Origin of the sequence: Paraburkholderia graminis C4D1M, assembly GCF_000172415.1 — a bacterium.
GTDB lineage: Bacteria > Pseudomonadota > Gammaproteobacteria > Burkholderiales > Burkholderiaceae > Paraburkholderia > Paraburkholderia graminis.
The window spans coordinates 53,359-65,793 of record NZ_ABLD01000010.1 but is presented as its reverse complement, the minus strand read 5'-3'; the positions used below and the strand labels follow the sequence as shown (position 1 = coordinate 65,793).

At 64.5% G+C, this 12,435-nt stretch carries 13 protein-coding genes; 9 read left to right on the top strand and 4 right to left on the bottom strand.

Going from position 1 to position 12,435, the window contains the following annotated elements:
- The first annotated feature begins 83 nt into the window (after positions 1-83).
- From ribBA to BGRAMDRAFT_RS17620, 4 genes are all read left to right on the top strand, one after another.
- Positions 84-1,220 (top strand): bifunctional 3,4-dihydroxy-2-butanone-4-phosphate synthase/GTP cyclohydrolase II, encoded by a 1,137-nt coding sequence (ribBA, locus tag BGRAMDRAFT_RS17635; protein WP_006050162.1) that lies wholly within the window; start codon positions 84-86, stop codon positions 1,218-1,220.
- Between the two features lie 48 nt (positions 1,221-1,268).
- Positions 1,269-1,775, top strand: coding sequence for a 6,7-dimethyl-8-ribityllumazine synthase (gene ribH / locus BGRAMDRAFT_RS17630; RefSeq protein ID WP_006050161.1), 507 nt, complete (start codon positions 1,269-1,271; stop codon positions 1,773-1,775).
- Positions 1,772-2,206 (top strand): transcription antitermination factor NusB, encoded by a 435-nt coding sequence (gene nusB / locus BGRAMDRAFT_RS17625; RefSeq protein WP_006050160.1) that lies wholly within the window; start codon positions 1,772-1,774, stop codon positions 2,204-2,206. The genes ribH and nusB overlap by 4 nt, the downstream gene beginning before the upstream one ends.
- Before the next feature lie 152 nt (positions 2,207-2,358).
- Complete coding sequence (locus tag BGRAMDRAFT_RS17620; protein ID WP_006050159.1) at positions 2,359-3,555, top strand: pyridoxal phosphate-dependent aminotransferase; 1,197 nt, start codon at positions 2,359-2,361, stop codon at positions 3,553-3,555.
- 172 nt (positions 3,556-3,727) lie between these two features.
- On the opposite strand, the gene BGRAMDRAFT_RS17615 is transcribed toward BGRAMDRAFT_RS17620, so the two are convergent.
- The gene (locus BGRAMDRAFT_RS17615) at positions 3,728-4,942 is read right to left on the bottom strand and encodes a lytic transglycosylase domain-containing protein (protein WP_006050158.1); all 1,215 of its coding nucleotides are present in this window, start codon (positions 4,940-4,942) and stop codon (positions 3,728-3,730) included.
- 614 nt (positions 4,943-5,556) lie between these two features.
- On the opposite strand from BGRAMDRAFT_RS17615, the gene BGRAMDRAFT_RS17610 reads away from it, so the two are divergent.
- Together BGRAMDRAFT_RS17610 and BGRAMDRAFT_RS17605 are read left to right on the top strand one after the other, a co-directional pair.
- Positions 5,557-7,125 (top strand): UbiD family decarboxylase, encoded by a 1,569-nt coding sequence (locus BGRAMDRAFT_RS17610; RefSeq protein WP_006050157.1) that lies wholly within the window; start codon positions 5,557-5,559, stop codon positions 7,123-7,125.
- A gap of 58 nt (positions 7,126-7,183) precedes the next feature.
- Positions 7,184-7,882: a LysE family translocator gene (locus BGRAMDRAFT_RS17605; protein ID WP_006050156.1), complete on the top strand. Its 699-nt coding sequence runs from the start codon at positions 7,184-7,186 to the stop codon at positions 7,880-7,882.
- A gap of 81 nt (positions 7,883-7,963) precedes the next feature.
- Here BGRAMDRAFT_RS17605 and BGRAMDRAFT_RS17600 read toward each other — a convergent pair whose 3' ends face one another.
- The 3 genes from BGRAMDRAFT_RS17600 to BGRAMDRAFT_RS35000 all read right to left on the bottom strand — a co-directional run bounded on the left by BGRAMDRAFT_RS17600 (position 7,964) and on the right by BGRAMDRAFT_RS35000 (position 9,971).
- Complete coding sequence (locus BGRAMDRAFT_RS17600) at positions 7,964-8,938, bottom strand: threo-3-hydroxy-L-aspartate ammonia-lyase (RefSeq protein ID WP_006050155.1); 975 nt, start codon at positions 8,936-8,938, stop codon at positions 7,964-7,966.
- Positions 8,939-9,129: 191 nt separating this feature from the next.
- Entirely contained in the window at positions 9,130-9,441 is a 312-nt protein-coding gene (locus tag BGRAMDRAFT_RS17595) for a hypothetical protein (RefSeq protein ID WP_006050154.1), read from the bottom strand.
- 368 nt (positions 9,442-9,809) lie between these two features.
- A complete protein-coding gene (locus BGRAMDRAFT_RS35000) occupies positions 9,810-9,971 on the bottom strand; it encodes a hypothetical protein (RefSeq protein ID WP_165919826.1) in 162 nt (53 codons plus the stop codon).
- 274 nt (positions 9,972-10,245) lie between these two features.
- Between BGRAMDRAFT_RS35000 and BGRAMDRAFT_RS17585 the strand changes: the two genes are divergently transcribed.
- The 3 genes from BGRAMDRAFT_RS17585 to BGRAMDRAFT_RS17575 all read left to right on the top strand — a co-directional run bounded on the left by BGRAMDRAFT_RS17585 (position 10,246) and on the right by BGRAMDRAFT_RS17575 (position 12,397).
- Positions 10,246-11,202, top strand: a complete 957-nt coding sequence (locus BGRAMDRAFT_RS17585; protein WP_006050152.1) for a Rossmann-like and DUF2520 domain-containing protein — start codon at positions 10,246-10,248, stop codon at positions 11,200-11,202.
- Between the two features lie 77 nt (positions 11,203-11,279).
- A complete protein-coding gene (locus tag BGRAMDRAFT_RS17580) occupies positions 11,280-11,600 on the top strand; it encodes an EthD family reductase (RefSeq protein ID WP_006050151.1) in 321 nt (106 codons plus the stop codon).
- A gap of 233 nt (positions 11,601-11,833) precedes the next feature.
- Positions 11,834-12,397, top strand: a complete 564-nt coding sequence (locus BGRAMDRAFT_RS17575) for a YggT family protein (RefSeq protein WP_006050150.1) — start codon at positions 11,834-11,836, stop codon at positions 12,395-12,397.
- The last annotated feature ends 38 nt before the right edge of the window (positions 12,398-12,435 follow it).

The following is a 12,435-nucleotide window of genomic DNA, read 5'->3' as shown; positions in this document are numbered from 1 at the left end:
CCAAACGGCCTATGCCATCCGGCGGAGGCGACTTGGGACCGCGCGTGGCGTAAAATACGCGCTTTCCCGAAAAACTCGCCACCATGACGCTCGCCTCCACTCCAGAGATCATCGCCGAACTCAAAGCCGGCCGTATGGTGATCCTCGTCGACGAAGAAGATCGCGAAAACGAGGGCGACCTCGTGCTCGCCGCTGAATTCGTCACGCCGGAAGCGATCAATTTCATGGCCCGCTACGGCCGCGGCCTGATCTGTCTGACGCTCACGCAGGAACGCTGCAAGTCGCTCAATCTGCCGCTCATGACGTATCGCAACGGCACGCAGTACGGCACCGCGTTCACCGTGAGCATCGAGGCGGCGGAAGGCGTGACGACCGGCATTTCGGCCGCCGACCGCGCCCGCACCATCGCCGCGGCCGTCGCGCCGGACGCGAAGGCCGAGCACATCGTGCAGCCGGGCCACGTGTTCCCGATCATGGCCCAGCCGGGCGGCGTGCTGGTGCGCGCGGGCCACACGGAAGCTGGCTGCGACCTGACCGCGCTGGCCGGTCTCACGCCGGCCGCCGTGATCTGCGAAGTCATTAACGACGACGGCACAATGGCGCGCCTGCCCGACCTGATGGAGTTCGCAAAACAGCACAACCTGAAAGTCGGCACGATCGCGGATCTGATTCACTATCGCAGCCGCACGGAGTCGATCGTCGAGCGCATTTGCGAGCGCACCATGCAGACGGCGCACGGCGCGTTTCGCGCGGTCATGTATCTGGACCAGCCGAGCGGCCAGCCGCACATCGCGCTCGTGCGCGGCACGCCGACGCCCGAGCAGAACACGCCCGTGCGCGTGCATGAGCCGCTTTCGGTGCTCGATCTGCTCGAAGTCGGCGAATCCACGCATTCCTGGACACTCGACGCAGCCATGAAAGAGATCGCCTCGCGCGAACTCGGCGTGATCGTGCTGCTCAATTGCGGCGACTCGAAAGAGCATTTGATCGACGTGTTCAAGGCGTTCGATTCGAAGGAAAAAGCAGACGCGCTCAAACGGCGGCCAGTCGACTTCAAGACATACGGCATCGGCGCGCAGATTTTGCGCGAGCTCGGCGTCGGCAAGATGCAGGTGCTGTCGAACCCGCGCAAGCTGGGCAGCATGTCGGGGTACGGTCTCGAAGTCACCGGTTTCGTACCCATGCCCGGCGGTATCGCAGAGACTCCGCAACAAGGCTGATCCGGCCATTCACGCGCCTCGCGCCCACTCAAACACTACGGAATTCACATGGAAATCGGACAATACCAACCGAACCTCGACGGCGACGGACTGCGCATCGGCATCGTCCAGGCGCGTTTTAACGAACCGGTCTGCAACGGCCTCGCGGACTCGTGCATCGAGGAACTGGAGCGCCTCGGCGTGACGGGCGAAGACGTGCTGCTCGTCACGGTGCCGGGCGCGCTCGAAATCCCGCTCGCGCTTCAGAAGCTCGCCGAGAGCGCGCAGTTCGACGCGCTGATCGCGCTCGGCGCGGTCATTCGCGGCGAGACGTATCACTTCGAACTGGTGTCGAACGAAAGCGGCGCGGGCATCACGCGCATCGGCCTCGACTTCGGCATCCCTGTCGCCAACGCCGTGCTGACCACGGAAAACGACGAACAGGCGGTCGCCCGCATGACCGAAAAGGGCCGTGACGCGGCGCGCGTCGCCGTCGAAATGGCGAATCTGGCGGTCGCGCTCGAACAGTTGGGCGGCGACGACGAAGAAGAAGACGAAGAAGAGGAAGAGGCATGAAGAGCGCACGCCGACGCTCCCGCGAACTGGCCACGCAGGGGCTTTATCAGTGGCTGCTGTCGGGTTCGCCCGGCGGTGAGATCGACGCGCAACTGCGCGGCGCGCAGGGCTTCGACAAAGCGGATCATGAGCATCTGGACGCGATTCTGCATGGCGTGATCCGCGATTCGGAGGCGCTGTCGGCCGACATCGCTCCGTGTCTCGACCGTCCGATCGAGCAGTTGTCGCCGGTCGAACGCGCGGTGCTGCTGGTCGCCGCATTCGAGCTGAAGAATCACGTCGACATTCCTTATCGCGTGGTGATCAACGAAGCCGTCGAGCTCGCCAAGACGTTTGGCGGCGTGGACGGCTACAAGTACGTGAACGGCGTGCTGGACAAGCTGGCTGCCAAGCTGCGCGCGGCGGAGATCGAAGCGGCTCGCAAGCGCTAGGCGTCAGAGTGCGGCGGGCTCAGGTGCGCAACGCCGCTGCCGCAGCCGCGCATCGGCCGGATTGGAACGAATCGCTGTAAGGACGCCGCCGTGCGCATGTGTCAACGCGCAAGGCGCCGTCCGGTTTCTGCTTTTGAACTGGATTTAATCGAATGAACTCCGTGACCGAACCTCTTATGCGGCTCGCCGCACGCGTCGACTCCATTCAGCCTTTCTACGTGATGGAGCTGGCCAAAGAGGCCGCGCTTCTCGAGCGCGAGGGGCGCGACATCATTCACATGGGGATCGGCGAACCGGACTTCACCGCGCCGGAACCGGTCATCGAGGCAGCCGCGAACGCGCTGCGCCGCGGCGTCACGCAATACACCAGCGCGCTCGGCCTGCACACACTGCGTGAAGCGATTTCGGCCCACTACGCGGAGGTCTACGGCGTCAACGTCGATCCTGCGCGAATCGTGGTGACCGCGGGCGCGTCGGCGGCGTTGCTGCTGGCGTGCGCGGCCCTGGTCGATCGCGACGACGAAGTGCTGATGCCCGACCCCTGCTACCCGTGCAACCGCCATTTCGTGATCGCCGCCGAAGGCAAGCCGGTGATGGTGCCGAGCGGCCCTGCCGAACGCTTCCAGTTGACCGCCGCCGACGTCGAACGGCTGTGGAACGAGCGCACGCGCGGCGTGCTGCTCGCGTCGCCGTCCAATCCGACCGGCACTTCGATCGAACCGGCCGAACTCGAGCGCATTGTCAAGGCGGTGCGCACGCGCGGCGGCTTCACGATCGTCGACGAAATCTACCAGGGCTTGAGCTACGACGCGAAGCCAATCTCCGCGCTGTCATACGGCGAGGATGTGATCACCGTCAACAGCTTCTCCAAGTACTTCAACATGACAGGCTGGCGCCTCGGCTGGCTCGTGGTCCCGCCGGGCATGGTGAGCGCGTTCGAGAAGTTGGCGCAGAACCTTTTCATCTGCGCGTCGGCGTTGGCGCAGCACGCGGCGCTCGCGTGCTTCGAACCGCAAACCATCGCGACTTACGAAGCGCGCCGTCTGGAGTTCAAGCGACGCCGCGATTTCATCGCGCCGGCCTTGCAATCGCTCGGCTTCACGGTGCCGGTCATGCCCGACGGCGCGTTCTACGTGTACGCCGACTGCGGGACCGTCAATCACCCTGCCGCCGGCGACAGTTCGGCGCTCACCAAGGCGATGCTGCACGACGCAGGCGTCGTGCTGGTGCCGGGGATGGACTTCGGCACGCATGCGCCGAAGCAATATATCCGGCTGTCGTATGCGACCGCGTATCCGAAGCTCGAGGAAGCGGTCGAGCGCCTTGCGGGGCTTTTTGGGCGAAAGTAGCGAGGTGTGGCGGCTGATGTAGGCGCGTCGGTCGCGTAGTTGCGAGGCCAGTGGCAGCAGCCATCTAACCGCCAACCCCACAACCAGCCCTCCAAACGCAAAAAAGGACACTCGCAAGTGTCCTTTTTTCTGCCCTCAGCTTTCGCCGAGAGCTACTTAAGCCGTCAACCCCTCACGCACCCAGCTCCGCATTCGAAGCCACATGCTTAGGCGCATTCACGCTGGCATCGTCCTGCTCCGACGAACCCGGCGTCTTGCCCGGCGGCGTAGCAGCGCTCAAAGGATGGCTTCCTTCGAGCGTCACCTGCACGCGCTTGCCATTGTTGCTATTCGCAGCAGCCGGCGCAGAAGAAGCCGACGCATTGTTCGACGCCGTGATTACCGGAGCCTGCGGCGCATTGATCGGCACCTTGCGGCCACGCGCGACGTCGCGCAGACGCCCGCGCTCGGCCATCACCTTGGCGCCGTAGCCGCCGTCGTCCGGCGAGGTCGAGCCGACATAGAGACGCAGACCGCCCGGCAACGAACCGCCGCGCGCGATGCAGTCCTTCAGCACCAGCGCGCCGACCTTGATGTTCGCGACCGGTTCGAGCGCCGCGCTCTCGCCGCCGAAATACTGGAATTTGTCCGAATGAACCTTGGACATGACCTGCATCAGACCCTGCGCGCCCACGCCGCTCTCGGCGTAAGGATTGAAGCCGGATTCGATCGCCATCACCGACAGCAGCAGCAGCGGGTCGAGACCGACTTCGCGGCCGGTGTCGAAGGCGGCCTTCACGAGCTCGCTGACGGGCTCCTGAGCGACACGGTAGCGCCGGGCAAGGTATGACGCGACGAGCGCCTGTTCACGCGACGAGACCAGCACGCGGTCATCGCGGGCGTCGGCGGAAACGCGTTGCGCCGGAATCAGCCGGGCAAGCGCGGTGACGCTTTGCATCGTGCGCGGATCGAGGCCGTTGAGCGCCGCGATCCCCATGCCGCCGGCCGAGCCGGTGCCGTCGAACGCGCCGTCGTAGCTGGTATTGCTGACGGCCACGCCGGCGTTGCTGGCGCCGTTGCCGTTGGCCGCGTCGGCGGCGTTCGTGTTCGTGTTCGAAGACAGCGTTTCGTCTGACGACGTGCGCCCCGGCGGCCCGAAAGCCGGCAGCGGATTGCCCTGCAGCAGACGCGCGGGTCCGGCCTGGACAGCGGCCGAGAGGACCGGCATCAGTTTGGCCGCGAGCGTGCCGCGCCACGTCGGCATCAGCCACAGCGCGATTGCCAGCACGACGGCCATGCCGCCGACAATGCTGAACAGGTGATGACTCAATTGCGTCCCACGACGCACGGCACCGCGCACGATCTGCGCGATACGTTCATCAGGACGCCACGATAACCAGGCGTTCATTCAGATCTCCCATGTTGCATGATCCGCGAATTCCGCTGAACAAACAGGCGGCAACACACATTCGCAGAGTCAAGACATCGCGCGCTCTGTCTGGTTAGGGCAGCAGCGACGTCGGGAAAACGGCAAATACCGTTGTGGGGAGCCATCTTGAAAGCGGTCCGCGGCAGGCTGCAAAGCATGCGGGCGGTGGCTCCCACGCGAAAAACCAGCGTCAGATGGCGCTGGCGAGGACATCAATAAGACCGACGAATACCGTGCAGGGCTTCGGTAAGCGGTGACGCGTTGCGTCAGATGGGACCGGGGGCGGCGGTAAAAAACTCCACGCCCTGCAACCAATGTGGACGGATTCTAGGGCACGGTTTTATAGATCGTCAACACTACAAACAGGCAAATGTATAACTAATTGTAATAACGACGGCCCTTCGGAGCCCGCGAACCACCGCGCGAAGCGCTTTTCGGGCGATTTTGCCGCGTCCGCGAGTCTTATGACGTTCGGCCGATCTACGTGCGCTAACCAACGCAGGTAAAATCGACAATCGCCTCGGCGCCGCCAATAGCGTCACGCCGTTCCAGCCGTTCCCTTTTTTCGCCGTTCGCGGCACTGAACCGCAAAGATGAAATACAAAGACTTGCGCGACTTCATCGGCCGTCTCGAGACGATCGGCGAACTGCGCCGCATTCCGCAAAAGGTATCGCCGGTCCTGGAAATGACCGAACTGTGCGACCGCGTTCTGAGAGCCGGCGGGCCAGCCTTGCTGTTTGAGAACAAGGGGGCGCATGCGTTCCCGGTGCTAGGCAACCTGTTCGGCACGCCGCGGCGCGTCGCGCTCGGCATGGGCGTCGACGCGCAGGCCGGCGAAGGCGATGGCGCGGCGCTCGAATCGCTGCGCGACGTCGGCCGCTTGCTGTCGGCGCTGAAGGAACCGGAGCCGCCAAAAGGGCTGAAGGACGCGGGCAAGCTGTTCTCGCTGGCGAAGGCGGTCTGGGACATGGCGCCGAAAACCGTGAGCGCGCCGCCCTGCCAGGAAATCGTGTGGGAAGGCAATGACATCGACCTCGGAAAACTCCCGATTCAGACCTGCTGGCCAGGCGACGCCGGCCCGCTGATCACCTGGGGCCTGACCGTCACGAGAGGCCCGAACAAGAGCCGACAAAACCTCGGCATCTATCGCCAGCAGCTAATCGGACGCAACAAGCTGATCATGCGCTGGCTCGCGCATCGCGGCGGCGCGCTCGATTTTCGCGAGTTCGCGCTGAAGAACCCGGGCAAGCCGTATCCGGTCGCCGTCGTGCTCGGCGCGGACCCGGCCACTATCCTCGGCGCAGTCACGCCAGTGCCGGACACGCTCTCCGAATATCAGTTCGCCGGCCTGCTGCGCGGCGGACGAACCGAGCTCGCCAGGTGCCTCACGCCCGGCGTTGATGGCCTGCAGGTCCCCGCGCGCGCGGAGATCGTGCTGGAAGGCTTCATCCACCCGCAGGAAGGCGCGCCCTCGCCTGCTCCTGCTGGCGCGCCGCCGCGGCCAGTGAAGGGCGCGTCGGCGGCTTACGAGCACGCGCTGGAAGGCCCCTACGGCGACCACACCGGCTACTACAACGAACAGGAGTGGTTCCCCGTGTTTACCGTCGAGCGCATCACGATGCGCCGCGACGCGATCTACCACTCCACGTACACCGGCAAACCGCCCGACGAACCGGCCGTGCTCGGCGTCGCGCTCAACGAGGTGTTCGTGCCGCTGCTGCAAAAGCAGTTCGCCGAGATCACCGACTTCTACCTGCCGCCCGAAGGCTGCAGCTACCGCATGGCCATCGTGCAGATGAAGAAGAGCTACGCGGGCCACGCCAAGCGCGTGATGTTCGGCGTCTGGAGCTTCCTGCGGCAGTTCATGTACACGAAGTTCATCGTTGTCGTCGACGAAGACGTCAACATCCGCGACTGGAAGGAAGTGATCTGGGCGATCACGACGCGCGTGGACCCGACGCGCGATACCGTGCTCGTGGATCGCACGCCGATCGACTATCTGGACTTCGCGTCGCCGGTCGCTGGACTCGGCTCGAAGATGGGACTCGACGCGACCAACAAATGGCCCGGCGAAACGGATCGCGAATGGGGCCGCCCGATCGAGATGGACGCGGCGGTCAAGCAGCGCATCGACAGTTTGTGGAACGAGCTGGGCCTCTGAGCGCCGCCCCGCATAACCGAACAACCTACTAACGAGATCGATGGAGCAGTTACTGCGGATGCATGCCTTTTCGATGATGTCCGACGGGTTTTTCCTGTCGTTGTCGCTGTGTCTCGACATCGGCCTCGTGAACGTCGCGATGATTTCTCTGGCGCTGTCGCACGGTTTCAAACCCGGCTTCTGGCTCGGCCTCGGGTCGTGTGTCGGCGATCTGATTTACGCGGCCCTCGCGCTCGCCGGCATGGCAGCGCTGCTGCAGTTCGAGTCGGTGCGGTGGGTCGTGTGGATAGGCGGCGCGGCCATCCTGCTGTTTCTCACATGGAAGATGGCGCGCGAAGCGATGTTCCCGGCGTCGGCGCCGCCGGTCGCCGGCGAGGCCGATGTCAACGCGCCGCATCTTTCGGCGTGGCGCGGCTTCTTGCGCGGCGTGTTGCTCGCCGTGTCGTCGCCGTCGGCGATTCTGTGGTTCGCCGCAGTCGGCGGCGCGTTGATTGCCAAGGCCGGCGCGACCAGTGCGGCCACCGCGCCAGTGTTCCTGGGCGGCTTCTTTCTGGGCGGCTTGTGCTGGACCGTGTTTATTTGCGGTCTGGGCAGTCACGGCCGCAAACGCGCCGGCACCGGTTTGCTGCGCGCCTGCCATGTGCTGTCCGCGCTGCTGTTCGCGTACTTCTCATATAGCGTGATCGTGAACGGCTATCGCGATCTGATATTGCAAACGGCGCAGCACTCGCCCGTTGCGCAAGCAGCGAGCGGATAAAAAACGGCGCGCGCCGGCAACGAGGCGAGGCCGTTTTCGCAAACATCAACGGCGGGCGGGCGCCGCCGGGCGATCAAGCGATCACGCCAGATACTGCGCGAGCTTCTCAAGGTCGACGTTGCCGCCGCTCACGATCACGCCCACCCGCTTACCCTTCACGGGCACGACGCCGTTGAGCACTGCCGCCGCCGCGAGGCAGCCGGTCGGCTCGACCACGATCTTCATGCGCTGAGCGAAAAAGCGCATCGTCTCGATCAATTGCTCGTCGGTGACCGTTTCGATGCGCGCGACCAGCTTGCGGATAATCGCGAACGTGTAGTCGCCAAGATGGGTGGACGCGGCGCCATCGGCGATGGTTCGCGGCGTGTCGATATGCACGACCTCGCCGCGCGCGAGCGATTGCTGACCGTCATTGCCTGCTTGCGGCTCGATGCCGATCACCGCGCACTCCGGGCTCAGTGCCGCCGCCGACAACGCGCTGCCGCCAATCAGCCCGCCGCCGCCCAGGCAGACGAACAACAGGTCGAGCGGGCCGGTTTCGTCGATCAGTTCCTTGGCCGCCGTGCCCTGCCCCGCGATCACATGCGGATGATCGTACGGCGGAATCAGCGTCATGCCGCGCTCCTCGGCAAGCCGCCGGCCGATCTCCTCGCGGTTTTCCTTGTAGCGGTCGTAGGTGATGACTTCGCCGCCGTAGCCCTTGGTCGCGGCAACTTTGGCGGCGGGCGCGTCGTGCGGCATGATGATCGTCGCGCGGATGCCCGCGAGGCGCGCCGACAACGCGATGGCCTGCGCATGATTGCCGGACGAGTAGGTCAGCACGCCGGCCTTGCGCTGCTCGGCGTCGAAATGAGAGATCGCGTTATAGGCGCCGCGAAACTTGAACGCGCCCATCCGCTGAAAGTTCTCGCACTTGAAAAACACCGACGCGCCGGTGCGCTCGTTGAAGGTGCTCGAGGTCAAGACCGGCGTGCGGTGCGCGACGCCTTCGAGGCGCGCGGCGGCGTCGAGTACGTCGTCGAATGTGGGAGCGGGGAGTGGCTGCTTCGGCTGCATCGGCGGAGATTCCTGAGCGGTGGCGAGACGGCCATTCTCCCAGCTTCGCCGCCGCTTTGGAACGCCGGCGAACATTCGCGCGAGGCAATGAAAAAACACGTCGAAAGCTAGTCAAAAAACAAAACGGCGTAACCCGGCAATCAAGCCGGCGTTACGCCGTTCATCGGGCTTCAGCTTGCTAGCTGACTCGCTTAGCGCCGATAGTAGCCGTGTCCGTAGCCATATCCACCACGGTAGTAGCCGTGGCGATAATACGGTCGGCCATAACCATAATAACCACCGTATCCGCCGACCACCACCGGCGGCGGCGCATAGACCACGGGCGGTGCATAGACGACGGGCGGCGGCGGCGGGTAGTACACCGGCGGAGGCGCCGCGTAGACCGGGTACGCCGGCGCGACCGGTACCCCGATACCGATACCGACAGAAACGTGCGCTTGCGCGACGGAGGCAAGCCCCACGCCGAGTGCGGCAGCAACAACAAACGGGACGATCTTTTTCACTTTGTTCTCCTGGCGCGGCCCACTCAAGGTCGCCGACTGCGCATGCCTTGCATGCTACGAAATCAATTTATCTAAAAAGCCCGCGCGACGCTGTTCGCATTTGTTGCAAATTGCAATAGGCGAAAAGAAATTACGTCGGTGGTGCGTCGGCGGCGCAGTTGGATATGCGGGAAGGTCGTGCAGAATCAAGCGATTGCGCGTGTCGCGCACGCGGCGAACGGTTTCCACAGGCGCATGCCGGTTCAACGGACGTCACCCCGGTAATCTTTAATTACAAATTAGCTTTAATACCGAGGGCGGCGCGCAACAGGCAATAAAAAGCCCGGCGCGCAGGCCGGGCATTGTCTCGTCCGAGGTTGGGTGCGGCGTCAGCCGACTTTCACGTAGGCAAATTCGCGGGACACATTCGGCGGAACGTACGCGACGCTGATCCGCACGCGCGGACTCAGACGTTTTTTCTGGTCCCACCAGCGACGCCGCTGCGCATGCGTCAGAAACCGCAGATGCTTCCGGTAAGAAAAAATGCTCATCGTGACCTCCCCGAGTTCGATTGCAACATTGCTAAGCGCGTACCCATGAAACAGCCACGGCCACATCGGCCATGCGGAAATTGTGAGCAGTTTTCAAGCCCGCGGGGCCGGCGCGCCGCCATGACCGGCTGTGCGCGTCATATCGCCGGCAAACTCATCTGACGACAGTCGTCGCCAGTTGCTCCACCTGCTTGCTCCGCCTGCTTGCTCCACCCGCCGGCCGATGCGCGATACTGCTGCTTTCCCGTCCAAGCCCCGTCTGGAGCCCGCCGACATGTCCCAGTCCCGTCCTCTGCCCCGCCTCGGTTTCATCGGCGCGGGCCGGCTCGCGCGTTGCCTCGCGCTCGGCTTTTCCCGCGCGGGCTATCCCGTGACGGCGGTGGCAAGCCGTACCGCGGCATCCGCCGCCCGGCTCGCCAGCCAGATTCCTGGCTGCTTGGCGCTCGACGACCCTCAGCAGGTCATCGACAACGCCGACGTCGTCTTTTTAGCCGTTCCGGACGACAGCATCGGTACGTCAGCGCACATACTGCGTTTTGAGCCGGACCAGGACCAGGACCAGGACCGAGACAAAGCCGGCGGCAAGGCGCTCGTGCATTGCAGCGGCGCATCGCCGGTCGAGCTGCTGGCGCCCGCGCGCGACCAGGGGGCGTCGATCGGCGGGTTTCATCCGCTGTACCTTTTCGGCGGCGAGGCGAGCGACGTCGACCGTATCGCCGGCTGTTCGATAACAATCGAGGCCGACGGCGCCTTGAAGGACACGCTGACCGCGTTGGCCCTCGCGCTGCGCTGCCATCCGCTGTCGATTCCGCCAGGCAGCCGCATGCTGTACCACGGCGCCGCCCACTACGCGGCGAGCTTCGCGCTGTGCAGCCTCGCCGAATGCGTCGCGCTGTGGCGCACGCTCGGTTTTGCCGAAGACGACGCGTTGCGTGCGCTCTTGCCGATGCTCGCGGGCACCATCGAAACCGCACGCGACAAGGGGCTGTCGAACGCCCTCGCCGGACCCATATCGCGTGGCGACACCGGGGTCGTGCAGAAACAGTTGGCGCTGTTCGAGAGCCTCGGCGGCGACCATGCCGCGCTGTACGGCTTGCTGTCGCGGCGCGCGGTCGCGCTGGCGCAACGCCGCGCCACGCCGCCCGCCGCGATCGACGCCATCTCGGACGCCGTCGAAGAATCGTTGGGACGGTCACTCAATCAGGCGGCAGCAGGTGCAAGCGTCAAGTAAGCCGTGATAATGTGACGTCCGGCGCCGCGCGCAATCCGCCGGCGCCTCGCTTCGGGACCAACAGACGAGAACGCACAATGATCAAGGTCAGCATCCTCTATCCGTACCGGGAAAACGGCCACTTCGACGTGGAGTATTACTGCGCCACGCATATGCCGCTTGCGGCGGAGCTGTTCGGCCCGTCGCTGAAGGGCTGGTCCGTCGACGTGGGCATCAACGCCGGGCCGCCGGGCACGCCGCCGCCGTATGTGGCCGCGGGCCATTTCCTGTTCGACAGCACCGAGGATTTCTACAAGGTCTTCAAGCCGGCGTCGGAGCGGCTTCTTGCCGACATTCCGAATTACACCGACGGCGGCAACGGCGCGATTTTCATCAGCGAGATCAAGGTTTCGGTGTAGTGACGCGGACGCGTGACGCGGAGCCGGAGCGGCACTGCTGGCGGCCGATTCGTGCGGCCAGTCGTTGCGCTTGCGTCGAGGCAACTGTGTTCCGCGTAGCTGTCTTAGCAACGTTGCACAACGCATGCGGCCGCATCGGCGGCGCATGCGACATGACAAACCGCCGTGCGCCCCACCGAAGCGCCGGCGCCCAGGCCATTGAACGGCTGCCATCAGAAGCATAAGGACACGAGATGTTTGGCGATATCGCCCGTTTTCTGCTCAATACCCTCTTCACGTTGTTCGGCGCGGCGCTGCTGCTGCGCGCGTGGCTGCAGGTCGTGCGCATGCCGCCGTACAACCCGGTCACGAACGCCGTGCTGCAAGCCACCAACTGGATCGTTCTGCCGTTGCGGCGAATTCTGCCGACCACGCGCAACGTCGACTGGGCGAGTCTCGTCGCAGCGCTGATCGCGGCAATCATCTACGTGGTGTTGATGGTGGTGCTGACCGGCGCCGATCCGCTCACGCTGCTGCCCACGCTGCTGATCGTCGCGGTGCTGACGCTGATCAAGTGGGCGCTGAACCTGATCATCTGGCTGACGATTCTGATGGCGCTCCTGTCCTGGCTCAATCCGCGTTCGCCGGCCATGCCGATTCTGTACCAGTTGACCGCGCCGTTTCTGAACCCGCTGCGGCGAGTGATCCCGCAACTGGGCGGCATCGACCTCTCGCCGATTCTGCTGTTCGTGATCGTGCAGGTTCTGTTGATGGTGGTCACGCGTGCTGCGGTTCAGCTCACTTACTTCGTGATCTGAGGCGCGCTCGCGCGGCCCATGAGCTAAGCAAGGCAGCG